The 24426-nt window shown below is 55.9% G+C and carries 22 protein-coding genes, 1 tRNA gene and 1 pseudogene; 9 read left to right on the top strand and 15 right to left on the bottom strand.

Annotation, left to right across the window (positions count from 1 at the left end):
- The 3 genes from sstT to ACA373_RS15420 form a co-directional block, all read right to left on the bottom strand.
- Complete coding sequence (gene sstT, locus ACA373_RS15430; protein ID WP_253455753.1) at positions 1–1239, bottom strand: serine/threonine transporter SstT; 1239 nt, start codon at positions 1237–1239, stop codon at positions 1–3.
- Positions 1240–1416: 177 nt separating this feature from the next.
- Positions 1417–2385 carry a TerC family protein gene (locus tag ACA373_RS15425; RefSeq protein WP_253455751.1) on the bottom strand — a complete coding sequence of 323 codons (969 nt, stop codon included), beginning with the start codon at positions 2383–2385 and terminating at the stop codon, positions 1417–1419.
- Between the two features lie 244 nt (positions 2386–2629).
- Positions 2630–3619, bottom strand: a complete 990-nt coding sequence (locus ACA373_RS15420; protein ID WP_370734773.1) for a Gfo/Idh/MocA family protein — start codon at positions 3617–3619, stop codon at positions 2630–2632.
- A 166-nt stretch (positions 3620–3785) separates the two neighbouring features.
- On the opposite strand from ACA373_RS15420, the gene ACA373_RS15415 reads away from it, so the two are divergent.
- Positions 3786–5477, top strand: a complete 1692-nt coding sequence (locus ACA373_RS15415) for a chloride channel protein (protein ID WP_301252947.1) — start codon at positions 3786–3788, stop codon at positions 5475–5477.
- Between the two features lie 45 nt (positions 5478–5522).
- Here the strand turns inward: ACA373_RS15415 and ACA373_RS15410 are convergent, their stop codons facing one another.
- Positions 5523–6023 (bottom strand): M48 family metallopeptidase, encoded by a 501-nt coding sequence (locus ACA373_RS15410; RefSeq protein WP_253455745.1) that lies wholly within the window; start codon positions 6021–6023, stop codon positions 5523–5525.
- A 146-nt stretch (positions 6024–6169) separates the two neighbouring features.
- Between ACA373_RS15410 and ACA373_RS15405 the strand changes: the two genes are divergently transcribed.
- On the top strand, positions 6170–6685 hold the full coding sequence (locus ACA373_RS15405) for a thioredoxin family protein (protein WP_253455743.1): 516 nt from the start codon (positions 6170–6172) through the stop codon (positions 6683–6685).
- A 195-nt stretch (positions 6686–6880) separates the two neighbouring features.
- Positions 6881–8008, top strand: coding sequence for a 23S rRNA (guanine(1835)-N(2))-methyltransferase RlmG (gene rlmG, locus ACA373_RS15400; RefSeq protein ID WP_253455741.1), 1128 nt, complete (start codon positions 6881–6883; stop codon positions 8006–8008).
- On the opposite strand, the gene ACA373_RS15395 is transcribed toward rlmG, so the two are convergent.
- A complete protein-coding gene (locus ACA373_RS15395; protein WP_301252952.1) occupies positions 8005–8718 on the bottom strand; it encodes a polyphenol oxidase family protein in 714 nt (237 codons plus the stop codon). The genes rlmG and ACA373_RS15395 overlap by 4 nt on opposite strands.
- Positions 8719–8829: 111 nt before the next feature.
- Positions 8830–10833: an FAD-dependent oxidoreductase gene (locus ACA373_RS15390; RefSeq protein ID WP_370734772.1), complete on the bottom strand. Its 2004-nt coding sequence runs from the start codon at positions 10831–10833 to the stop codon at positions 8830–8832.
- A gap of 752 nt (positions 10834–11585) precedes the next feature.
- On the opposite strand from ACA373_RS15390, the gene ACA373_RS15385 reads away from it, so the two are divergent.
- Together ACA373_RS15385 and ACA373_RS15380 are read left to right on the top strand one after the other, a co-directional pair.
- Positions 11586–11741: a Hok/Gef family protein gene (locus tag ACA373_RS15385; protein WP_253455735.1), complete on the top strand. Its 156-nt coding sequence runs from the start codon at positions 11586–11588 to the stop codon at positions 11739–11741.
- A 640-nt stretch (positions 11742–12381) separates the two neighbouring features.
- A complete protein-coding gene (locus tag ACA373_RS15380; protein WP_253455732.1) occupies positions 12382–13491 on the top strand; it encodes an AI-2E family transporter in 1110 nt (369 codons plus the stop codon).
- A gap of 26 nt (positions 13492–13517) precedes the next feature.
- Here ACA373_RS15380 and ACA373_RS15375 read toward each other — a convergent pair whose 3' ends face one another.
- The 5 genes and pseudogenes from ACA373_RS15375 to ACA373_RS15355 all read right to left on the bottom strand — a co-directional run bounded on the left by ACA373_RS15375 (position 13518) and on the right by ACA373_RS15355 (position 17018).
- A complete protein-coding gene (locus ACA373_RS15375) occupies positions 13518–14723 on the bottom strand; it encodes an FAD-dependent oxidoreductase (RefSeq protein ID WP_370734771.1) in 1206 nt (401 codons plus the stop codon).
- Between the two features lie 369 nt (positions 14724–15092).
- Positions 15093–15914, bottom strand: a complete 822-nt coding sequence (locus ACA373_RS15370) for an acyltransferase family protein (RefSeq protein WP_370734834.1) — start codon at positions 15912–15914, stop codon at positions 15093–15095.
- Between the two features lie 38 nt (positions 15915–15952).
- Entirely contained in the window at positions 15953–16183 is a 231-nt protein-coding gene (locus ACA373_RS15365; protein WP_370734770.1) for an acyltransferase family protein, read from the bottom strand.
- Positions 16184–16392: 209 nt separating this feature from the next.
- Positions 16393–16668 (bottom strand): annotated as a pseudogene (locus ACA373_RS15360) (transposase); the annotation flags it as partial.
- Positions 16669–16942: 274 nt separating this feature from the next.
- A tRNA-Ile gene (locus tag ACA373_RS15355) sits at positions 16943–17018 on the bottom strand.
- A 400-nt stretch (positions 17019–17418) separates the two neighbouring features.
- Between ACA373_RS15355 and ACA373_RS15350 the strand changes: the two genes are divergently transcribed.
- On the top strand, positions 17419–18318 hold the full coding sequence (locus ACA373_RS15350; protein WP_253461134.1) for an AraC family transcriptional regulator: 900 nt from the start codon (positions 17419–17421) through the stop codon (positions 18316–18318).
- Here the strand turns inward: ACA373_RS15350 and ACA373_RS15345 are convergent.
- Together ACA373_RS15345 and ACA373_RS15340 are read right to left on the bottom strand one after the other, a co-directional pair.
- Entirely contained in the window at positions 18312–19046 is a 735-nt protein-coding gene (locus ACA373_RS15345; protein WP_370734769.1) for an SDR family oxidoreductase, read from the bottom strand. The genes ACA373_RS15350 and ACA373_RS15345 overlap by 7 nt on opposite strands.
- 118 nt (positions 19047–19164) lie before the next feature.
- A complete protein-coding gene (locus ACA373_RS15340; RefSeq protein ID WP_253455565.1) occupies positions 19165–19731 on the bottom strand; it encodes a histidine phosphatase family protein in 567 nt (188 codons plus the stop codon).
- A gap of 561 nt (positions 19732–20292) precedes the next feature.
- On the opposite strand from ACA373_RS15340, the gene ACA373_RS15335 reads away from it, so the two are divergent.
- From ACA373_RS15335 to ACA373_RS15325, 3 genes are read left to right on the top strand one after another with little or no spacing between them, the layout of a single operon-like run.
- Positions 20293–21669, top strand: a complete 1377-nt coding sequence (locus tag ACA373_RS15335; RefSeq protein ID WP_253455562.1) for an MFS transporter — start codon at positions 20293–20295, stop codon at positions 21667–21669.
- Between the two features lie 48 nt (positions 21670–21717).
- Positions 21718–22749 carry a LacI family DNA-binding transcriptional regulator gene (locus ACA373_RS15330; protein ID WP_370734768.1) on the top strand — a complete coding sequence of 344 codons (1032 nt, stop codon included), beginning with the start codon at positions 21718–21720 and terminating at the stop codon, positions 22747–22749.
- Positions 22749–23726: a nucleoside hydrolase gene (locus ACA373_RS15325; protein ID WP_370734767.1), complete on the top strand. Its 978-nt coding sequence runs from the start codon at positions 22749–22751 to the stop codon at positions 23724–23726. Before ACA373_RS15330 ends, ACA373_RS15325 begins: the two co-directional genes overlap by 1 nt.
- A gap of 6 nt (positions 23727–23732) precedes the next feature.
- On the opposite strand, the gene ACA373_RS15320 is transcribed toward ACA373_RS15325, so the two are convergent.
- Both ACA373_RS15320 and ACA373_RS15315 read right to left on the bottom strand, forming a co-directional pair.
- Positions 23733–24059: a HigA family addiction module antitoxin gene (locus tag ACA373_RS15320; protein ID WP_253455553.1), complete on the bottom strand. Its 327-nt coding sequence runs from the start codon at positions 24057–24059 to the stop codon at positions 23733–23735.
- 24 nt (positions 24060–24083) lie between these two features.
- Complete coding sequence (locus ACA373_RS15315) at positions 24084–24392, bottom strand: type II toxin-antitoxin system RelE/ParE family toxin (protein WP_253455550.1); 309 nt, start codon at positions 24390–24392, stop codon at positions 24084–24086.
- Positions 24393–24426 lie beyond the last annotated feature (34 nt).

The raw sequence follows: 24426 nt of genomic DNA, 5'->3' as shown, positions 1-24426 counted from the left end.
TTAAGCTTTTTGTTCTACCCGACGCTCTTCGGCCATGCAGGCCGCGGCGGTAAACAGAATATCGGCGGAAGAATTCAGCGCCGTTTCGGCGGAGTCCTGCAGAACGCCGATAATAAAGCCTACGGCTACCACCTGCATCGCCACATCGTTAGGGATGCCGAACATATTGCAGGCGACGGGGATCAGCAGCAGCGAACCGCCCGCCACGCCGGACGCGCCGCAGGCGCAGATGGAGGCCACAAGGCTAAGCAGGATCGAGGTGCCGATATCTACATGGATGCCCAGCGTATTCACCGCCGCCAGCGTCAGCACGGTAATGGTGATGGACGCGCCCGCCATACTGATATTGGCGCCCACGGGGATCGAGACGGAATAGGTGTCTTCATCCAGATTAAGCTTCTTCGCCAGCGCCATATTTACCGGGATATTGGCCGCCGAACTGCGGGTAAAGAAGGCGGTGACGCCGCTTTCCCGCAGGCAGGTAAAGACCAGCGGGTAAGGATTACGGCGGATCTTCCAGTAGACCAGGATGGGGTTGATAACCAGCGCCATCAGCAGCATACAGCCCAACAGCAGGGCAAGCAGATGCGCGTACTGCCACAGCGCCGAAAAGCCGGTAGAGGCCAGAATCGACGCCACAAGGCCGAAAATACCGACAGGAGCGAAGCGGATCACGATACGCACCAGATAAGTCACGGCGTCGGAGGCATCATTCAGGAAAGCGCGCGTGGTGTCGCTGCTGTGGCGGAAAGCGAAGCCCAGGCCAATCGCCCACACCAGGATGCCGATATAGTTGGCATGCATCAGCGCGTCGATCGGGTTGGAAACCATGCTCATCAACAGGCCGTTTAAGACGGCCAGGATACCGGACGGCGGCGTGATTTCATTATTGGCGGCGCTCAGCGTCAGCGTCTGCGGCAGCAAATGGCTGAACGCCACAGCCAGCACGGCGGCAAAAAACGTGCTCAGCAAATACAGTATCACGATAGGGCGGATAGAGGTTTTCTGGCCCTGCTTGTGGTTGGCGATAGAGGAGATCACCAGCACCATGACCAGCAGCGGCGCTACGGCTTTCAGCGCGCTGACAAACAGTGAGCCGAACAGGCTGACGGAAAGCGCGCTCTCTTTGGAAAACCACGCCAGCGCCACGCCAGCGACCAGACCGATCAAGATCTGCGTAACCAGGCCTGCCTGCATCAGACGCTGCAACAGGCCGGGACGATTCTTTTCATTACTCATATAAAAACCAGCTGTAAAAGTGATGGAATGCGCCTCAGCGTCGTGTGCGCTGAACTGACGGCATCGGTGTGTTTGCGCAGGCAGTATAAGGAAATGTGTTGGCAGGGGAAGCGAAAAGTGGCCCGACGGCGGCGGAATATTCTGCCGTCGGGCCTGGCTGTTACGTCAGGGTAAAAGTTATTTCCGCAGCGCTAAACGATCGTTGCGGCGGTTAACCAAAGCGTTAATCAGCAGCGTAATGGCCAGGATACCGCCGACGATGCTCAGCGAAACCGCCACCGGAATATGATAGAAATCGACGATCAGCATCTTGATACCGATAAAAATCAGCACGATCGCCAGACCATATTTCAGCATAGAGAAGCGTTCCGCCACGTTAGCCAGCAGGAAGTACATCGCGCGCAGGCCAAGAATAGCGAACAGGTTAGAGGTCAGGACGATAAAGGGATCGGTAGTAACGGCAAAAATAGCCGGAATGCTGTCCACGGCGAAAATAACGTCGCTCAGCTCGACCATAATCAGCACCAGCAGCAGCGGCGTGGCGTAGAGCAGGCCGTTGCGGCGCACAAAGAACTTTTCGCCTTCCAGGTTATCGGTCATGCGCAGATGGCCACGCAGCCAGCGCACCACCGGCTTATCGCCTACCGCGCCTTCATCGCCGCCTGCCATCGCCATTTTGACGCCGGTAAACAGCAGAAACGCGCCGAACAGGTAGAGGATCCAGCTGAATTCCGACACCAGCCAGCTGCCGGCGAAAATCATGATGGTACGCAGCACGATGGCGCCCAGCACGCCGTAAATCAGCACGCGGCGCTGAAGCGCAGCAGGAACAGAGAAGTAGCTGAACAGCATCAGCCAGACGAAAACGTTATCGACGGCCAGCGCTTTTTCCAGCACGTAACCGGTCAGAAAGGCGAGGGATTGCGTATGGGCGATCTGCGGCCCGACGGTTTCTTTCAGATACCACCACAGCCCGGCGGCGAACAGCAGCGAGAGGCTAATCCAGACCAGCGACCAGAAGGCGGCCTGCTTCATCGACATGGTTTGCGCGCCGCGCCGCCCCTGCATCAGCAGATCGATGGCCAGCATAATCACCACCACGACAGCAAAGCTGCCCCAAAGTAACGGCGTGCCTACAGTATTCATAGTTTTGTCCTGTCAAAAATAAAATGGCCAACGTCGGAAGACGTCAGCCACACTATTTTTGCTGTGAGCAAACCTCGCCTTCCGGCAAGGTCTCACTTACAGTCAGCTTGCTGACTGCCCGGCAACCGGGCGCTTACGCACCGTAATGACGATTGACCGACGAAGAAGTTACTCCCCTTTGCAGCAGTGAAGATAGTGGCCGCGAGCACATTGGTCAATCTTACGCAGAAATATTTAGCAATATTTACACGACGGCCAGCGCATCGGCAGGAAAAACCACGCCGGTCTGACGACGGATCTCCGTCAGCAACGCCGCCGTGATGCGCGTCACGGTCAGGCCCGGATGGTCTACAGCGTGTTCCTCCACCAGCCGGACAAAGGTTTCCGCTTCGTACAGTAACGTATTGATGTGCTGAGGCTGGCTGAGATCCTGCGGCTTCGCGCCGCGCGGTATGAAATGGATCTGCTGGCAGTCGGCCAGCTGCCCGATAACCAACGATCCCGCTTCGCCCTGGATTTCGCCGGGCAGATCGGACTGGCTGACTTTGGAGTGCAGCAGCGTCACGTCGAAACCGTCGTAGCTCATAACCACCGTACCGTGGGCGTCGACGCCGCTCTCCAGTAGCGAAGCCGTGGCGACCACGCGCGCCGGCTCGCCCCACAGGCTGACCGCCGCTGCCAGGCAGTAGTAGCCGATATCCATTATCGAGCCGTTTGACCAGGCCGGATTAAACGTATTCGGGTTCTCTCCCTCCAGATAGCGCTGATAGCGTGATGAATACTGGCAGTAGCGAAACAGCGCCTTGCGCAGCTTGCCGACCTTCGGCAGCGCCTGGCGCAAAATGTGAAAGTTCGGCAGGCTGGCGGTTTTAAACGCTTCGAACAGTACTACCTGATTAGCGCGCGCGCAGGCGATCATCGCTTCCGCTTCGCGAAGGTTAGAGGCAAGCGGCTTCTCGCAAATCACGTGCTTCTTGTGCTGTAAAAACAGCAGCGCCTGCTGACAGTGCAGCGCGTTGGGGCTGGCGATATAAACGGCGTCTACCGCCTCCGACTGCGCCAGCCGATCGAGAGAGGTAAAAAAATGCTCAACGGGATAGTCGCGGCTGAAGGCCTGAGCCTGCTCCAGCGTGCGTGAATAAATGGCGGTAAGCTTCATTTTCCCGGTTTCGTGCGCGGCGTCGACAAACTGACGCGTAATCCAGTTGGTTCCAATAACAGCGAAGCGGATCATAATTTTTCCCGAACGGTTGATTCATTGAGCCGGGCGCCGTGCGCGCCGTAACCTTATCTACCAGCGTAGCAGGCAAAAAAGCGCGGCGGGCGCGCTGACTATTTGATTTTTAACGCTGCCTCTCTCACGATAAGAGCAGGTTAACGGCGGCGAGGTCAAAAAATTCATGTCCACAGGCAGTAAACATGCACTTAACTGGACCAGCCTGCTGGTCGCTATTCCTGTGGGGCTGGCGGCTTCGCTGGTGACGCTGGGTTTCCGCTTGCTGATAGAAGGCATCAATCTGCTGATGTTCGGCAGCCGTCAGGATGTGACCCAGGCTATCGGCGTCTGGCCCTGGTATACGTGGCCGCTGATTGTCGGCGGCGGCGGGGTACTGGCCGGATTTTTTCTGCGCTACGCCACCGCTATTGAACAGAAAGCGACGGTTCGCACCGATTATCTGGAAGTGATCAACGCCAGGCTGGACGCGGTGCCGACCAAAACCTCGCTGTTTCGCGCGCTCTCTTCCATCGCCAGCATCAGCAGCGGCGCGTCCATTGGTAAGGAGGGGCCGATGGTGCAGCTTTCGGCGCTGGTGGGCAGCCTGATGGGCCGCTTCTGCTTCAAAAATCTGCCGCTGAAGAACACGGACGTCGTGGCGATGGCCGCGGCAGCCGGGCTCTCTTCCGTTTATCATGCGCCGCTTGCCTCGGCTATCTTTGTGGCGGAAATCGCGTTCGGCATTTCCGCCTTACAGCGGCTGATCCCGCTGATTATCTCGGCTGGCGTGGCCGTGCTGACCATGTCCGCGCTGGGCTATCGTTCCGCCATCTACCCTTTTGCCCACGCGCAGTTTGCGCTGACGCCGGAAAACATGCTGCTGACGGTGCTGATTGGCCTGCTGGCGGGCCTGGCCGGCTGGACGCTGATTTGGCTGATCGCGCAGAGCCGTAAGCGCTTTAGCCGCGTTAAAAGCCTGCCGCTGCGGCTGGGGCTGGGTGGCGTGATGGTGGGCGTGCTGGCTATCGGCAGCACTAAGGTGCTCGGCAACGGCTATGAGGTGATTGTGGAGATCATGGCCGGCAGCTTTATGCTAAAAGGGCTGATTGCGCTGCTGCTGTTAAAGATGCTGGCCACGGCTATTTCGGTTGGCTCCAACGCTGTCGGCGGGCTGTTTACGCCATCGCTGCTGACCGGCGCGCTGTTGGGCGTGGTGGTTGCCAGCCTGGCCGCGCTGGCCGGGCTGCCGGTGGATAACGTCGTCATTTTCGCCGCTGTGGGCATGGGCGCGGTGCTGGCCTCGGTCAGCCAGGCGCCGCTGATGGCGATGCTGATGGTGCTGGAAATGACGCTAAACAGCAGCCTGCTGTTTCCAACCATGATCGCCTGCGTGCTGGCTTTTATGGTGGTGTACCGTCTGCAATCCAGCAGCACCTATCCGGTTATTCAGCGCCATTTCAGCCGTTCGGACGCCAAGTTCGATTTTGACAACGGCATTATCTCGCAGTTTATCGTTTCCGGCGCGGCGCTACAGCCGCAGGATCCCGTCGGCAAGGCGCTGGCGGTGAGCTCGCTGAAGCGCGAACGTTTCGTCTATGTGATTAACGAAACCGGTCAGTTTATGGGCGCGGTGTCGATCCACGATATTTCGCGCAAGGTGCTGGATAAGGAGATTACGCTGAACTCGCCGATAAGCTGCGTAACGGACGAGAATTTCCCTTATATTTTTGAGAATCAAACCATTACGGAAGGTTGGGAAGCCTTCGCCAGGGTGACGCTGGAGCGTCTGCCGGTGCTGAATAATCCTGTCGAGCGCAAGTTTCTGGGCGCGCTTACCAAAACCAGCCTGATCCAGAAAGCAAAGGACTTTTTATAATGCGACAGCAGGTCGCGGCGAGCACGGAGGCACGTCGCGGCGGCGCTAGCTTTCTCTGCCGCGCAGCGCCTGTTCGGTCAGCCACAGGCGCGTATCAAATTCCAGCTGGTGATACTGTGGCTCCATATGGCAGCAAAGCTGATAAAACGCCTTGTTATGATCTTTCTCTTTAATGTGCGCCAGCTCGTGTACCACGATCATGCGTAAAAATGCCTCCGGCGCCTGTTTAAAAATGGTCGCCACGCGGATTTCCGCCTTCGCCTTCAGCTTGCCGCCCTGCACGCGGGAAATGGCGGTGTGCAGCCCCAGCGCGTGTTTCATTACCTTGATTTTGCTGTCGTAAATCACTTTATTCAGCGGCGGCGCGTTACGCAGGGCCTGATTTTTCAGCGTCAGCGCGTAGTCATATAACGCTTTGTCGCTGGTGATGGCGTGCGTGTCGGGATAGCGTTTTTGCAGCACTTCGCCCAGGCGCTGCTGATCGATTAGCTGCTGCACCTGAGTCAGCAATGACTCCGGATAACCTTGTAAATAGAGTAAAGACACAGGCGCTCCCACATAAATAATGGTCGAAAGCCGGATTTTATCATGCGGACGCCGCGCCGGGGGATCTTTGCGCCGACGGCGTGTGACGTTGCAAGCCTTAAGTCCTTTTCGCATACTGTCGGTTTAGTGAATGATTCGGAGTCATCATGATCGATTACAGAGAGCTGTTCAGCGCGGGCGCGGGCTTTGAGGCTTTTGCCAAAACCGGCCTGGCTGGCGAAATTGCCGCCGTCAAAGAGGCGCGCGCGAAGCTGAACTCGGAAGAGTATGTTTCCAGCGAGCTGAAGGAGCAGGTAAAACAGGTGCGCGGCGCTTATTATCTGCTGACCGCAGCGGAATTGTGGTGTCCGGACTGCCAGCGCAACGTGACCGCGATGCAGTTTATCAGCGAGCTACAGCCGACCATCTCCCAGGCGATTATCAGCAAAAGCCGGGCGGAACGTACGCTGCTGCCCGCGCTGGCGCTGGATAAGGTGCGGATCCCTTTTACCGTGGTGCTGGATGAGAAGTTTGAGCCGATCGGCACTTTTGTGGAAAGACCGGAAAAAGCGATCCACGGCGGTGAAGCCGAGCTACAGGCCTATCGGGAAGGTCGGCTGTTAAACGCAACCATTGAGGACATTCTCGCTATTATTCATCAGCATCAGGCAACCCGCGGCTGACGGCAGCCGCAGGCAGCGCGGATCCGTCAGGAAAAAATCAGCAATTTCAGGCGATAACAAAGTCAGCGCGGCACGGTGGCGACAAAAGAAGAAAAGGTGACAGCGGTCGCAACTCTCGCCTGAACAAGAAAAACATTTACTGTCGGCGCATTTTAGGGGATAACTCGCGGGAATTTTTATCCAGCCGGAGATCCCATGAGCCAATTCGAACTGAGCCACCGCACGCTGACGCTGCACCGTTTTCCCCAGATGCGTGAAGAAAGCCCGTTACAGGCGTGGGACGCCGCCGATGAATATTTGCTGCAACAGGTTGCGGACAAGCCTGCCAACGGCACGACGCTGATCTTTAACGACACCTTTGGCGCGCTGGCCTGTGCGCTGGTGGGCGAAGAACTTTTTAGCATCAGCGACTCGTGGATCAGCCAGCAGGCGACGCGGCAGAACCTGCTGGAAAACGGCATGGACGAAGGCGACGTGCATTTTCTGGACAGCCTGGCCGCGCTGCCCGCCAGCCCGGCCCGCGTGCTTATAAAAATCCCTAAATCCCTTGCGCTGCTGGAGCAACAGCTGCGCGCGCTGCGCCATGTGGTAACGCCGGAAACGCAGGTTATCGCGGCGGGTAAAGCAAAAGATATTCATACCTCGACGCTACAGCTGTTCGAGCGCGTGCTGGGGAAAACCACCACGTCGCTGGCGGTAAAAAAAGCGCGGCTGATCTACTGTACGCCAGCGCTGCCGGAACTGGCCGCAGGCGCGGAAACCTACAGCTGGCCGCTGGACGGCACGCCTTACCACATTCATAACCACGCCAACGTGTTTGCCCGCAGCGGGCTGGACGTCGGCGCGCGTTTCTTTATGGCGCATCTGCCGGATAATATCGACGGTGAAATTGTCGATCTGGGCTGCGGCAACGGCGTAATCGGCCTGATGGCGCTGGAGCAGAATCCCACGGCGGAAGTGCATTTCGTTGATGAATCCTGGATGGCGGTTGCCAGCAGCCGGATGAACGTGGAGGTTAACCGCCCGCAGGACATGGCGCGCAGCCACTTTGCGGTCAATAACTCGCTGGCCGGTTTCCCTTCCGATCGCCTGCATGCGGTGCTTTGCAATCCGCCTTTCCATCAGCAGAACACGCTGACCGATCATATTGCCTGGCAGATGTTCCGCGATGCGCGCCGCTGTCTGCAATACGGCGGCGAGCTGCGCATCGTCGGCAACCGTCATCTCGACTACTATCGCAAAATGAAGAAGCTGTTCGGCAACTGCACCACCGTCGCCTCTAACCAAAAGTTTGTGATCCTGCGTTCGGTAAAACTGCGTTAACGCCGCCTGATCCAGGCATATCGCTGCTGATAGCCATGCTGAAAATGGCCGTTGCGGCGATAGCTCGCCTGTTCTTCCGCCATACAATAGGTGCAGATGCCGCTCAGCTCGATTTGCGCTTCCGGCACGCCTGCGCGCATCGCCATGCGTTTCGCCAGCAGCGGCAGATCGAACCAGACGCCCTGCGTGGTGCCAATCGCCTGCGCTCTTACCGCCTGCGGATTGCGATATTGCCGCGTGGAGTACGCCAGCAACGGCCGCAGGTCGTGCGGGTTTTCCTGACGCATAGCCGCGATGCGATCCTCGCCCAGTTCATAACAGCACGGCCCAATCGACGGGCCAACGGCAAGATACAGGCTGTCCGGCGTTGCACCGCGCTCGCAAAGCCGATGGATAGCCTGAATGAGCACGCCTTTTAGCGCGCCGTTCAGCCCGGCATGAACGGCGGCGACCTGCTTCTGCCGCACGTCGGCGATCAGCACCGGCAGGCAGTCGGCGGTATAGACCGCAACGGGGTACAAATCTGTGGCAATCAGGCCGTCGGCCTCGTGGCTTTTCACCGGCAGCGCTTCGCTGCTCAGCAGGACATTAGCCGTGTGGCGCTGACGATTCATGATGCTTTCCGGCGGCGGCGGCTCGCCAGCGGGCTGAAAAGCATGATCGAGCCAGGCAAGAGAAGAGAGCAGGGTGGAATGGTAAGCGTGCGGCATCGGGCGACCTTTTTAACGGATGTCCTGAGTCCTGACAGCTTAACCTGGCGATGTGAACGGCGGATAACTTTTGTTGCCGCCGCCGGGAAAAGCTTCGCCGCGCTGGTGTGGCTAAATCGTTAATGCCAGCCGCGTGCCCTGGGCGATAGCGCGCCGTGCATCCAGCTCTAACGCGCGATCCGCGCCGCCGATAATGTGCACCGGACGGTCGCCCAGCGCTTCCGCCAGACGACGATCGGACTGCTGGCCCGCGCAGATCACCACGTTATCCACCGCCAGCAGAACCGGCTCGCCCTGATGCAGAATATGCAGGCCGTCATCGTCAATTTTCAGATACTGCACGTCGCCCCACATCTTGACCTGACGCATCTGTAGGCTGGCGCGATGGATCCAGCCGGTGGTTTTGCCAAGGCTGGCGCCGGGTTTGCCTGGCCTGCGCTGAAGCAGCCAGATTTGGCGCTCGCTCTGCGGCGGCTGCGGCGTTGTCAGGCCACCAGGCTGTTGCAGCGTGCGGTCAATGCCCCATTCCTGACAGAAAGCGGCGATGTTCTGACTGGTTGGCTCGCCGTGCTGGGTCAGATACTCGGCAATATCAAAACCAATACCGCCCGCACCGATAATCGCCACGCGCTTGCCCACCGGTTTTTTATCGCGCAGCACCGCCAGATAGCTCAGCACGCTGGGATGGTCGATACCGGGGATTTCCGGCGTGCGCGGCGATACGCCGGTTGCCAGCACCACCTGGTCATATCCGGCCAGATCTTCTGCCGTGACGGCATGATTAAGCCGCAGCGTAACGTTATTCAGCATCAGCTGGCGCGTGTAATAGCGTAGCGTCTCGCTGAACTCCTCTTTGCCCGGAATTTGCCTGGCAAGCGTAAACTGACCACCGATAACGGCTGCCCGATCGAACAGCGTGACGCGATGTCCTCGTGCGGCAGCATTTACCGCAAAAGCCAGTCCGGCCGGCCCGGCACCGACTACGGCCAGGTTTTGCGGCTTTGCCGCGGGCGCGATCGCCATTTCGGTTTCGTGGCAGGCACGCGGATTAACGAGGCAGGAGGTCAGCTTGCCTGCAAATATCTGATCCAGGCACGCCTGGTTGCAGCCGATGCAGGTATTGATTTCATCGCTGCGGCCTTCCTGCGCCTTACGTACAAAGGCCGCATCGGCCAGGAAAGGACGCGCCATCGACACCATATCGGCGCAGCCTTCATCCAGCAAAGCCTGCGCCACGTCCGGATGATTGATGCGGTTAGTGGTAATCAGCGGCACGGTCAGGTGCTGCTTCAGCTGCTTTGTCACCCAGCCGAAAGCGCCGCGCGGAACGGAGGTGGCAATAGTGGGAATGCGCGCCTCGTGCCAGCCTATGCCGGTATTAATCAGCGTCGCGCCCGCTTTTTCTATGGCTTGTGCCAGCCGCACCGTCTGCGGTAGCGTGTTGCCCTGTTCCACCAGGTCGAGCATCGACAGGCGATAGATAATGATAAACGCCTCGCCGACCGCCTGACGAACCGCCCGCACGATTTCCAGCGCGAACCGCATGCGCCGCTGCTCGTCGCCGCCCCATTCGTCGTCGCGCTGATTGGTTCTGGCAGCCAGAAATTGGTTAATCAGGTAGCCTTCTGAACCCATGATTTCCACGCCGTCGTAGCCTGCCTGTTTCGCCAGTGCGGCACAGCGCGCAAAATCAGCGATAAGCGTCAGGATGCTCTCATGACTCAGCACGGCTGGCTTAAAGGGATTGATTGGCGCCTGTAATGCGGACGGCGCAACCAGGCCTGGCTGATAGCTGTAACGACCAGCATGTAAAATCTGCAGCGCAATCTTGCCGCCGGCCTGATGCACGGCTTCGGTGACTACGCGGTGGTGCGCAAGCTGGTCAGGATGGTTGAGGACGGAAGCGCCAGCCGTGACCACGCCTTCCGCCGAGGGAGAAATCCCGCCGGTAACAATCAGCGCCACGCCTGCGGCCGCGCGTTCCGCATAAAAAGCCGCCAGGCGGCGCGGGCCGTCGGGATGCTCCTCCAGCCCGGTATGCATCGATCCCATCAGCACACGGTTTTTTAACTGGGTGAACCCTAAATCCAAAGGCGAAAAAAGTGAGCGGCTCATAGTTGCGATCGTCAAAGTGGTCGGATGAGTTCCACTGTAGCGGCGGCGCCCTGTTTCCGAAAGCGGTGCAGATAAAATTGTGATGTATGCCCGGCTAATTGGATAAAACGGAAGTGGGTGGACCTGGTGTAGTCGTTGGAATGGGTAGAGTGGTTGGACTTGGTGTAGTCGTTGGACCTGGTAGAGTGGTTGGACTTGGTGGACTTGGTGGACTTGGTGGACTTGGTGGACTTGATAGATTTGGTATGGTCGCTGGACTTGGTGGAGTCGTTGGAATTGATGGCTTTGGTGCGGTCGTTAGAGTTAACGGAATCGGTAGATTCGGTAGATTCGGTGGAGGCTGAACTCAGCCGTTGCGCCATCATCGCTGAAGCTTTTAACCTTCAGGTACTTTCATCCTTCTTTTCGTACCAAGTGCATATTATTAAAAACTAAAATTTTACATTTTATAGCGGACCTTTTTATAACGTTCGGATCGCTGTTATTTGATTGACCCCACAGCTGAGTGTTGGCTCCCCGGACGCCGTTGCAGGAATTGCCGAGCCGTCACGCAACTCTGCGTTTTGCCGGTGGGATAACAAGGGAAAAGGGGTAAACTGCGCGGCGGGTGCTCTGGATCTTTCGGTCCCGGGCATGGCAAGGGACAGAAAGAGAAAGGCCCCACCCGATATTATCAAAGTGAGGCCAACCCTTATGTCCAACAACATAAAGGTAGCCTTTTACCCGCTGAAAAGCAACGGAGAAGGAAGCCAATGAAGGCAGCAAAGTTACTCTTTTTGAGCCTGCTCATCTTCTGTGTAACGGTACTGATATTTACATGGATAACGCGCGGCTCGCTGTGTGAACTGCATATCAGACAGGGAGGAACGGAGGTTGTCGCCAGCCTGGCTTACGAATCCGGAAGGTAAGGCGACCCGGCGGCGGGCGTAGTCCCGCCGCCTGTTGCGGCATGATCCACGAGCACCCTTCTTTTTGTACGTTACTCTTTTTTTTAGGGCCATAAATATTGATAAATGGACTTGCGGATTATATTTGTGGCGGCTCTGTTTTAACGGTCAGTACGGTATTTTTTGATCGACCCCACGATCGGGAATGCGATCCGTTGACGCCGTTGCAGGAATTGCCGAGCCGTCACGCAACTCTGCGCTTTGCCGGTGGGATAACAAAGGGAAAGGGGTAAACTGCGCGGCGGGTGCTCTGGATCTTTCGGTCCCGGGCATAGCAAAGGACAGAAAGAGAAAGGCCCCACCCGATATTATCAAAGTGAGGCCAACCCTTATGTCAGACAACATGAAGGTAGCCTTTTACCCGCTGGAAAGCAACGGAGAAGGAAGCTCAGGAGAGGGATGTGTGTCAGGTTGCCTGATTGCCATCAGCATCTCGTTATACCACTGCTGCAAAGAGAGTTTTTTTACGGCACTAAAGCCATATGCGGAAAAAAGCGTGGATAAAAGGGCCGGACGTACGGCCTCACCTTTGTACTGGTATTGCAAAACCAGCACAGCCCTCTATGCTGCGTTAGCAAATTCTTGCTTCAGAGAGCATAAAATGAGATTTCCCGGCCTGACCAAAGGATTTTTTCTCTTAATCCTGCTTATCGTGACCGTCGCTTTTTTCGAGGTGCTGCAACCTTATTATTCTGCTGTGTTGTGGGCAGCGATCCTGGCGGTCATTTTCCATCCGATGAAAAACAAAATCCGCCAGTGGATGGGAGAAAGAAACGGCGCCGCCTCCCTGGTGACCGTGGCGATTATCTGTCTGATCGTTATTACGCCGCTGGCGCTGATCCTCTCGTCGCTGGCGGTTGAGTTCAACATCGTTTACAGCAAAATTCAGGCTAACAGCACGCCGCTACCGACAATGATGACGAATACGGTGCACCATCTTCCGCAATGGGCACAAAATTACCTGGCCGATCATCAGCTGAATACCGTGGGCGGCATTCAGCAGAAGCTTTCTCAGGTTGCGTTGCGGGGCAGCCAGTATCTGGCCGGCAGCGTGTTCCTGATCGGGAAAAGCAGCCTGAGCTTTGCTTTAGGCTTCGGTATCATGCTTTACCTGCTGTTTTTCCTGCTGAAAGACGGCTCCTGGCTGGTCAACATTATTCTGAAATCGCTGCCGCTTTCACGCTATGCAAAACACCATCTGCTGGCGAAGTTCGCTGCGGTGGCCCGCGCCACGGTAAAAGGCACGGTCGTGGTAGCGGTGGTGCAGGGCGCGCTTGGTGGCTTCGCCTTCTACGTGACCGGCATTGATGCCAGCCTGCTGTGGGGCGCGCTGATTGCTTTCCTGTCGCTGGTGCCGGCCGTAGGTTCGGCTATTGTCTGGGTGCCCGCCGCCATCTTCTTTTTCTCTACCGGATTAATTTGGAAAGGCATTTTCCTGGTCGCTTTCTTTGTGGTGATTGTAGGCCTGGTGGATAACTTCCTGCGGCCGTTGCTGGTAGGCAAAGACACTAAGATGCCGGATTATCTGATCCTCATTTCTACGTTAGGCGGAATGGAAATCTACGGCATCAACGGTTTTGTCATTGGCCCGCTGATTGCCGCAATGTTTATTGCCTGCTGGAACCTGCTTTCCGGACGCGATCATGAAGGCAACAGCGAAGAGCTGGACCCAGAGTTTATTGAGGAAGGCAAAACACCGCCCGCCAGCTGATTAAATGCGGCCCTGCGGGGCCGCTTTCATTTCTGCGCTTCTTCAGGCAGCTCACGATAAAATCCCATCCCTATCAGCCTGCCGAACAAAAATGGCAGGAAAGGGCGACGACGCAGCCAAAGCTCCATACGACCGGGCGGCTTGCGTCGAGGCTTTTTCCCCGCCTTGCTAATCATTATTTGCAGCGACTGCGTAGCCCAGGTAGCGAAAGCGCGCCGCCGCTGGACTTTCTCCAGGTCTTTCAAAGTCAGTGAACCCTTTCTCAAAGGTCCTGACAGAAGATTAGCGGTCGCTACGGCATCCTGGATCGCCAGGTTGACCCCCACGCCGCCGATGGGCGACATGGCGTGCGCGGCATCCCCAATACACAGCAGGCCAGGTTTGGCCCACTGCTGCAAACGGTCGATGCGGATCTCCAGCAGCTTAACCCGATCCCAGTCGGCAATTTCCAGCTGGAGTCGCTCAAGGGAAAATGGCGAAGCGCTGGCAACCTGCTGCAGAAAAGCGGAAAGTCCGGTTTCCTGCAAAGCAGTAAAGCTGCCCTGGGTAATCGAATAGCCGCACTGCCAGTAGTCGCCGCGATCAATCATTATAAAATGGTTCTTAGGCCCACGATGGCCCGGCGACCATTCAGGATCGTCGGCTTGTTTAGCCACCTTCATCCACAGAACATCCCGTGGCGAACCGAAACGCTGCACTTCCAGGCCAGCGAGCGCCCGAATAACGGAATGGCGGCCATCGCAGCCAATAACAAGATCGCTGCGGAATTCGCGCGCTTCGCCTTCCACTGTCGCCTTAACGCCTTTGATCTGACCCTGCTCTTCAATTAATGCGTCAACCTTCGCGTTCTGGATCAGCTGAAAACCGGGCAGCTGTAAGGCTTTAGCGTGCAGGAAGTTCAGAAAATCCCACTGCGGCATAAAAGCGATATATTTACAGCGGGTAGGCAGACGAGTGAAGTCCGCCATCGTAGCCGGCTGGCCATCGATCTCGCCGTAGAGCTTTTCTGCTTTTTGGTGCGGCAGCGCCAGAAACTCATCCAGAAAGCCCAGCCGCCAGATAATTTCCAGCGTAGAGGGATGGATGGTATCGCCACGAAAATCCCGTAAAAAATCCCCGTGTTTTTCCAGTACCGTCACAGGAATGCCGTTGCGCGCCAGCAGATAACCTAGCATCAGCCCGGCCGGGCCGGCGCCGACGATGCAGCAGGAAGAAGGGGTAGAGGTATTCATTCAGGACCGTCCGGCTAACTCAATAAATGATAATTGTTATCATTGGTCAGGAAGAAGATCAAACGACATCGGGCCGGACAGCACTAATGTTTCATATTGGTGCTGGCAAAGCTGCGCTGCGGCAGGCCGATACAGGCGGCCGGTTTAGCATAGTCCGGCGGGTTTTAGCGCTATGAGAAAAGGCGTGATTTTTTATTATTAACAGGCTAACCCTTACTTCACTTAATTAGAAATAAGAGCAGTTTTGTAGCGTTTCATCAGCGGTGAGCTTTATTCATATTGAATTACATATAAATTAAAACCTGCATATCGCAGGTTTTAATTTTTTTATTTCACAATACGATAGATTTATTCCGCCGACAACTATATTTAAAATGTCGGGCCGGTTGATTCACTTTTTTTTGCATTATGCTTTTTTTTATTTAGAAAAGGCGCTTCGATAAATCGCCATGAAAGCCATGCGAGCACTAATGAAAGTACACAGGAGAGCAAAAATCTCTCAGGGCCATTTTCAATCCCGAATTTTTCCAGCCTTTTGCCAATGCCAGCATTCATGAGAGTATGAACAAGGTAAAGAGAGAATGATATATCACCTAATCGAACCAAAAAAGAAGGTGTAAATTTTCCAATTTTTTTCTCTGATCCAATTGTAAATATCATGATTAACAGATAAATCCACCCCGAACTTAGAAGGCCATGACTAATAAATCGTCCATCACAGAACATGACAAAAGCTAACGCTAACGAGCATATAAGCAATATGCTCATTATGGTACCGTTAAGACGTTTAATTATCGGGTAAGTATGGCCTACAAGCATTCCGGCAAGAAAAAGAAATATTATTGGATTAGTAATAAGGCCAAAAAATGCTGAATCAGTATGGTAACCTTCTGCTGAAAATGAAAACCCTTTCTCTGCCATTATTGGTAACCCGACTAATGTGAGAGAGAAGTATAAACATGTAGTTAGCCAGCGAAAAGGCGTTATCATTAAAATACCTATAATTAAGTAAAAGTATATTTCATAATTTAGGCTCCACCGAATACCATACATTCCACTATCATCAACATAGAATGGCGCATGGTCAGGATATATTGGTTGGAAAAACAAAGCGCTAATAAAGTTTTGAGTTTTATCCGGGTAGTGGAATGTACTCATTGCGCCAGATAAAAAGAATGTAATTAGAAAAATAATATAGTAAGCGGGAGCTATTCTTAATGCACGTCGCTTCAGGAAATTAAAGGATCCTGTAAAGTCAGGTGCGCTTTTTTTGCCGTCAAGGTAATGACAAAACCACTTATCAGAAAAAAAAGGTCAACGCCTGTAGCTCCCCAGCCAAATAGTTTGTCACCCATGCCTGGCCAGACATCATTGATATTCCAACGGAAATGGAAAAACATGACGCTCAAGGCTGCCAGCCCTCGGAGTGCCTGTAGGCCTTTCAATGTATCTGAATTCATAATAATTACTCTGATGTTTAAGCACAATGCCTGGAATGTGTTAGCAGCTTGTCCTTATATCATCAAGAGTCAGTTGACTCTAGTGGAAGGAGGGGAAAGGTGAGATATGGATCGTCATAACTGGCGTTTGTGCTGCTAAGTTAACCGTATGATGCCTGACAGATGATGCGTTATGTCAATTGACCTGCTTCCAGGATTAGATACAACCTTCAGTTAGTAAGGTCGGTTAGTTTTCCTTCATATTTCTTGTTTCGCCAGCCCGCTGAAAATTCAGCCGCGGCCTGGTAATTTAGCGATGAATGTGGACGACACTCGTTATAATCCTGCCGCCAGTCATTAATCTTTTTCCTGGCGTGAACTATATCGCTGAAGCGGTGCTTATTCAGTGAGTTATCTCTAAATCGCCCGTTAAAACTCTCAATAAAACCGTTCTGGGTCGGCTTGCCCGGCTGTATAAGCCGCAGCTCTACGCCTTGCTCAAAAGCCTATTGATCCAGTAAGCGTGAGTACATTGTGCTGCATGTATTTCCTCTCTTTTGTGATAATTTCGACCATGCTCGGGCATGGTTGCTATGGCTTAATGCTGTTACATGAGAATCTATGAATAAAGACGATTTTGCATGATAAGAAAAACGGGATTTTTGTGCCTGCATTCTGCAAAAGCAAAAACCTATCGCCATTTCATCGCCACTCACAAAGCACAAACAAAAAAGCCACCCTCGAAAGGTGGCTTAATGCCCTGATTTAACAGGAAAATTCTGGTGGCCCCTGCTGGACTTGAACCAGCGACCAAGCGATTATGAGTCGCCTGCTCTAACCACTGAGCTAAGGGGCCTGTGGCGCGGGATTATAAAGTAACTTGCGGATGCAATCCAGCTATCCACCACTGTTTGTCTGTTTTTTAGGCATCAGGTTAAATGTAGAAATGATTGAATAACAAACTATTATCCTGTCACCTGTCACCTGTCACCTGTCACCTGTCACCTGCCACCTGCCACCTGCCACCTGCCACCTGCCACCTGCCACCTGCCACCTGCCACCTGCCACCAGCATCCTGCGCCTGGCTATTCCATTTTCTTCTCTGAATCGGGTTGTTTTTGGTTCAGCAACCTGGCTAATCTGTTCTTTATCCTGTCCGGCAAGCCGTCAACAAAAGCGCGGGCCGTTATGTTCATCCCTTACAGAGACTGACCGTGGCCGATAATCTTTCCTCATCTGAACGCCGTCGGCTAAAAATGGCGGCCTTAATAACCCGGCTGGCGCCAGGCAATGGTTACACCCAATCGGCTTTGGAAGAAGTGCGGCTGCTGCGTTCTGATGTGCCGCTGGAGAGAACGCCGGTGCTGTATGAGCCTTCCATCGTTATCGTCTGCCAGGGACGCAAGCGGGGTTTCCTGGGCGACAACGTTTATATCTACGATGCTCAGCAGTTTCTGGTGGTGGCGGTGCCGTTGCCTTTTATCAGCCAGACAGAGGCCTCAAAGGAAGAACCGATGCTGGCCGTGGCGCTGCGCCTGGATTTACAGGTGCTCGCGGATTTGCTGGTTACGCTGCAACTGCCGTTTGCGGCGGAGGTGGAGCCGGTAAGTATGCTGTCCACGCCGCTTGATGAGCGTCTGGGAGACAGCGTGTTACGCCTGCTTGAAGCGTTGCAGTCGCCGCAGGAGACTCAGGTTCTTGCGCCAGGGCTGCTGCGTGAAATTTACTATCGCGTACTGGTCAGCGAGCAGGGCGCTGCGCTGCGGGCCGCATTAACGAATCAGGGATACTTTGCGCAAATCGCGCGCGCGTTACAGATAATGCAAACCCGCTATCAGCAGCATATGGAAGTAGCCGACCTGGCACGTGAAGTGGGAATGAGCAGCGCGAATTTCCATGCGCGATTTAAGGCCGTCACGCAAAGTTCGCCAATGCAGTATCTCAAGTCTTTGCGCCTGCATCAGGCCAGGCTGTTGATGGTGCGACAGGGATTTTCTGCCGTCGCGGCTTCGGCAGAGACGGGCTATGAAAGCCCGTCGCAGTTCAGCCGGGAGTTTAAGCGCTTTTTTGGCCGAAGCCCGCAGCAGGAGGCGCAGTATATGCAGGAAATATTACGGCTGGAGCCGGCTTGCAGCCTGGCCGGGTCATATCAGTAAGGACTGGCGGTAGGGCGGATCACCAGCTCGCTGACATCCACTTCATCAGGCTGAGCAATAACCCAGGCGATAGCACGGGCGACAGCGTCGGCATCAAGCGCCACGCGCCGAAACGCGTTCATCGCCTCACGAGCGGATGCGTCACTGATCGTCTCCGCCAGTTCAGACGTCACCACGCCAGGGGAAACAACCGTCACCCGTAATTTATCCGTTTCCTGCCGCAGCCCGTCGGAGATCGCCCGTACGGCGAATTTCGTCGCGCAATAAACCGCAGCGGTAGGGGAAACGCTCAAACCGCCAATGGAAGAAATATTGATAATATGGCCGTGCTGCTGCTGTTCCATTACCGGTTGGGCCGCGGCGATGCCGTGCAGGACGCCACGGATATTCACGTCGATCATCTGATTCCACTCATCCACCTTGCGCGCCGACAGGGGCGAAAGCGGCATCACGCCAGCGTTATTAATCATGACGTCCAGCCCGCCAAAATGCTGCTGCGCCGCAGCGACAAAAGCTTCAACTTGTTCCGGGCGGGTAACGTCCAGCGCCATTGAATGCGCTTCGCCGCCTGCCTCGCGGATCTCCTCGACCAGCGCCGTCAGGCGATCCACACGTCGGGCGCCCAGCATGACGCGAGCGCCTTTAGCAGCCAGCAAGCGAGCGGTTGCTTCGCCAATACCGCTGCTGGCACCAGTAATAGCAACGATTTTATTTTTCAGTTCAGACACGGAAACCTCCAATAAGAGAACGGCTGAACGGCATCTCCGTCAGCAGTCATCAGCGTAAGCGGGTTGCCGCGCAGGAAAAATAGCCGTGGCTCTTTAAAGCTTGCCCGATCCTCTGAAACTACGCGTCCGCCGGAATAAAAGGCGGATGGTAAATGGCGGTGCTCCAGTGGCGGCTGCTGGCGTGCTTCTCGGCCAGCCAGCCCTGTTTACGCAGCTGTCGGGCGATCAGTTTATTCATAATGCCGTGCCCGGCCAGCAGCACGTTGCCGCGTGCCGACAGCGCAATCAGCTTTGCGGCTGCCTGCTGCGCCCGCTGTTCCGCCTGCTGATAAGACTCCACCGTTCCGGCATAGCCACCCAGCCACATCAGGCGCAATGCCAACAGCCAGAAGCCCGGAGGAAGATGGGGATAGCCCAGCCGCATCACGGGCAGGGAAACCTCGCTGAACAACGGATCGACGTCAGCCGCTTCCAGCCCCAGCTTCTCCAGCGAGGAGCGTGCGCGGGGCAGCGGGCTGGCTACAATATAGTCCGCCGTGGCGGCAACCTGGCGGCATCTGTCCGGCGGCATATCCTCTACCTGCGACATATCGTACGCCTCGCACCACGCTGCCATAGCCAGCGCGGGCAGACGACCGCCCTGAGGATGATCGGGTTTACCATGGCGCATCAGGATAATAGTCATCGGTTTCCTCAAAGGTAACGTTAAGAACGGCAGCGCGCTGAAAAACCCGGGCCTGCCGATCGTTAACCTGTCATCCGACTGCAATCTGCCAGCGATAGAGTGCAGCCGCTGATGCCAGCGCGAAAAAGCGCAATAATTGTACTTAAGTAAACGCTTTGCATGGTTTTTTGGCAAAAAGCCGCATGCGTAAATTTTAACGTAAATTAACTTTATGATTTAAAACAAATTATATCATCTTTTTTTTTGATGAATGTGAAGAAAGGCTAATTTGTTTCGTCAGGTGGCTTGATTTATCTACGCGCGTAGATACAATGGTGGCGCGTTGAAAATTCACGGTGACGAGGCTTGTTTGTCCAGTGAAGGTCAAATTTACTTTACGTTTTAAACGACTGATACCTTAAATCAGCGGACGCAAAGTAAACAAAACGAAGTCCAACACCAGGGAACCCGTTACTGACCTTTAATCATGGCTCAGCAAAAGCACGTCCTCACTGGCGGATCGCCCACGTAGCAGGTAGCCAGGGAAGGCGATACAGACCTCCTCATATCAGGGAATTTTTCATGTTGACACAAAGCACCCGGCAGGACGCTGTTTCCGCAGCGGATGCGCGTCTGACCACGCCGGAAGGGCGTAAGGATTTCTGGCGGGCGACCTTCTCCTGCTGGCTCGGCACCGCGATGGAATATGCGGACTTCGCGCTTTACGGCCTGGCGGCCGGCATCATTTTCGGCGACGTATTCTTCCCCAACGCCACGCCCACCATGGCGCTGCTGTCGAGCTTTGCCACCTGGTCAGTCGGCTTTATTGCCCGTCCCATCGGCGCACTCTTTTTTGGCTGGCTGGGCGATCGCAAAGGCCGCAAGATAGTGATGGTCACCACCATCATCCTGATGGGCCTCTCTACCACCCTTATTGGCCTCATTCCCGGCTATGCCACTATCGGCTTCTGGGCGCCGGTCTGCCTGGTGATTTTACGCTTTACCCAGGGGTTTGGCGCCGGGGCGGAACTCTCCGGCGGCACGGTGATGCTGGGAGAATATGCGCCAGCCAAAAAGCGTGGTCTGGTCTCCTCGATTATCGCGCTGGGATCGAACAGCGGTACGCTGATCGCTTCGCTGGTCTGGCTGGCCGTGGTGCAGATGGATCAGGCGCAGCTGCAGGCGTGGGGCTGGCGCATTCCCTTTCTGTGCAGCTCGCTGATTGCGCTGCTGGCGCTGTGGATCCGTCGTCACCTGAAAGAAACGCCGGTATTCGAGCGTAAAAACGCAGAGATGCAGGCGGCGCGCGAAGGCAAGCTGGTGATGTATCAGCCCGCCGCTGACCGCAGTTTCTGGCAGCGCAGCCGCTCGTTTCTGGTGATGCTGGGCCTGCGCATCGGCGAAAACGGCCCCTCCTATCTGGCGCAGGGCTTTATGATCGGCTACGTGGTGAAGGTGCTGGCGGTGGATAAATCGGTGGCGACCTCGGCGGTATTTATCGCCTCGCTGCTGGGATTCCTGATTATTCCTTTTGCGGGCTGGCTCTCTGACCGGTTTGGTCGCCGTATCGTCTACCGCTGGTTTTGCCTGCTGCTGATCCTTTACGCTTTTCCGGCTTTTATGCTGCTGGACTCCCGCGAACCGGCTGTCGTGATGGCGGTGATCGTCACGGGCATGGGATTAGCCTCGCTGGGGATTTACGGCGTGCAGGCGGCCTGGGGCGTAGAGCTGTTTGGCGTAAAACACCGCTACACTAAAATGGCGACCGCCAAAGAGCTGGGGTCTATCCTCTCCGGCGGCACGGCACCGCTGGTTGCGGCGGCGCTGCTATCCTGGACCGGCCACTGGTGGGCGATCGCCAGCTATTTTGCCGTGATGGCAGCTATCGGATTTCTGACCACCTTTGTGGCGCCGGAAACCCGGGGTCGCGATCTTAACGCGCCGGAAGATGCCATCTGATATAACGCGGGCGGGTTGCGCCGTCCGTCAGGAAAAAGAGGTGCCACGTTGGCGAGACAAAGTTCTGAGAGGGCGACGCGTGCCGATGTAGCCAGAGAAGCCGGTACCTCCGTCGCGGTGGTCAGCTATGTGATCAATAACGGGCCGAGGCCGGTGGCGGAAGCGACACGGCTGCGCGTGCTGGAGGCGGTGCGGAAAACCGGCTATCGCCCTAACAGCCTGGCCAGAGCGCTGGCGCTGGGCACGACCAAAACCTACGGGCTGGTGGTGCCGGATATCGGCAACGCGTTTATCGCCTCTTTCGCGCACGCCCTGCAACAGGAAGCGTTGAGCAACGGCATGGTGATGCTGCTGGGCGACGCGGGCAACAGCCGCCAGCGCGAGCTGGAGCTGATCAACAATCTGCTCAGCCAGCAGGTTGACGGCCTGTTTTACAACAGCGTCGATCGTCATCCCTATATCGATATTATCCAGGCCAGCGGTACGCCGCTGGTGATGCTCGATCGCGTCGATCCGGCGCTGAACGTCAATATTCTCCGCGTGGACGAGCGCGAGGCGGCACATCAGGTCACCACGCATTTGCTCAGCCACGGCTACCAGCAGGTTGGCATAATCAGCGGCCCGCCGGAGATGTATAACGCGCAGGATCGTCTGGCAGGCTGGCGACAGGCGCTGGCGGATTTCGGCATCCCGGCACGGCCCGAGTGGATTTTCCCGGCAGCCTACACGCGCGAGGGCGGCTACCTGGCAACAAAGAAAATGCTGCGCGGCGGCGCGCTTCCCCGTGCGCTGTTTGCCTCTAACGAGCTACAGGCTATCGGCTGCGTGCGGGCGCTGGCAGAGCAGCGACTCCGCGTGCCGCAGGATATGGCGCTGGTCTGTTTTAACGGGACGGAGCAGTCGGCTTTTCATGTGCCTTCCCTGACGACGGTACGCCAGCCGGTGGATGCGATGGCGAAAAAAGCGCTGGCGATGCTGGCCGCGCCGCAAAGCCAGGTGCAGCTAAGCGAGTTTTCACACCAGCTGCAGATTGGAGAATCCTGCGGCTGTGGCCCTGTTTCCGCTGCGGTGCAGAACTAATGAAAAGAGTAATAATCGACTGCGATCCGGGCAACGGCGTGGTCGGCGCGAACGTGGACGATGGCCTGGCGCTGGCTTTGGCGATCGGCTCGCCCGGCATCTCGCTGGAGATGATCACTATCGTGGCGGGCAATACGCCGAGCCAGACGGGTTTTAACGTGGCAAAGGCGCTGTTAGCCAGGCTTGAGCTGGACGTGCCGGTCTACAAAGGCGCCGACAGGGCGTTAGCGGAGCCGCCGCAACCCTGGCGCGAGGCGCTGGATAACCGCGTCTGGCATACGCAGCTGGCGCACTTTTGGCAGAATGTTCGTCCGCCCCGCGCTTATCAGGCGCCGGACGAAGAGGCCGCCGATGCGATGGGACGGCTGATTTGCGCTAATCCCGGCAAAATCACGCTGGTGGCGATTGGGCCGCTGACCAACGTCGCGCTGGCGCTGGAGCGCTATCCGCAAATGGCGGAAGCCGTGCAGGAAATCGCCATTATGGGCGGCGTGTTTGCGCTGGACGACTTTATCAAAGACACCAATTTTGGTCTGGATCCTGAAGCGGCGCGACGGGTGCTGACCTGCGGCGCCTGTATTACGCTGGTGCCGATGGACGTCACTACCCGCACGATGCTGACCCATGTCGATCTGCAACGGATAACCGCGCCTGATACGCCGCTGGCGAGATTCATTGGTGAAACGCTGCGGCCCTGGCTCGACTATTCCATGCAAACCCGCAGGCTGCCGGGCTGTTGGATCCATGATGCGCTGGTGGTGGCATGGCTGATCGACCAGCGCGTCGCCACGGCGACGGATTATTATGTCGATGTGGAGCTGCGGCCGGGCATGACGCGTGGAAAATCCTGGCGCTATCGTCTGCCGCTACGGGTCGATACGGCCGTGGGCGAGCTGACCGGCGGGCTGGCGCACGTGCTGCAAACGGTGGATAACGCCAGGCTGCTGGTAATGCTGGAGCAGGCGTTGGCAGGGTAGGGGCGTTCAGGCCGCCCCTCTGTGCGCCAGGAAGTCGGCCACGGAAACCACGCGGCTCAGTTCTTCCTGGGTGCGGGCATCGTTCTCTATCTCCCAGATATCAAGGCTGTTCTGAATGTTTAACCAGAACGCGATACTGGTATCAAAGACGGCGGCAAGCCTGAACGCCATATCGGGCGTCAGCTTACGGTTGTTATTCACCAGCGCGCTGACTGAATTGCGATGTACGTTGAGCATCTCTGCTAAATCATTGATTTTCAGATCTAAAGGCTCCAGGTACTCGTACAGCAAAATATCTCCGACGCTGGTGGGTTTGCGTGTAGCCTGTTTCATTAGTTTCTCCAAATCAACGTTGCGCTAACGGTATGTTTTATAACGATGTGGATCCAGATACAGATCGACCGCTTTGCCATCGAGCCACTTAAATATAAGTCTGTACCGTTCGTTAACCCGCAGCGAAGAGTAGCCTTTTAGCGGCGGCCTCAATTCTTCATATCTGTTGCCCGGCGGCGATCGTAAGTCTTTACAGGTGACGGCCGCATTAATCATATCCAGTTTGCGCGCCAGGGCTGACTGAATATCAGCCGGGATAAGACGGTGCGACTTGTTATACAGGAAAAAATCCTCCAACCATTTGTCCCGAAAACTGTCGATATTTCTCAGCATTTTTGCCACCTCCGTGTGACGCCTGGCCAATACT

This window comes from Erwinia sp. STN24 (genome assembly GCF_041320675.1).
GTDB classification, from domain to species: domain Bacteria; phylum Pseudomonadota; class Gammaproteobacteria; order Enterobacterales; family Enterobacteriaceae; genus Erwinia; species Erwinia aeris.
The sequence above is the reverse complement of the archived record's forward strand: the minus strand, read 5'-3'. Positions and strand labels throughout refer to the sequence as shown.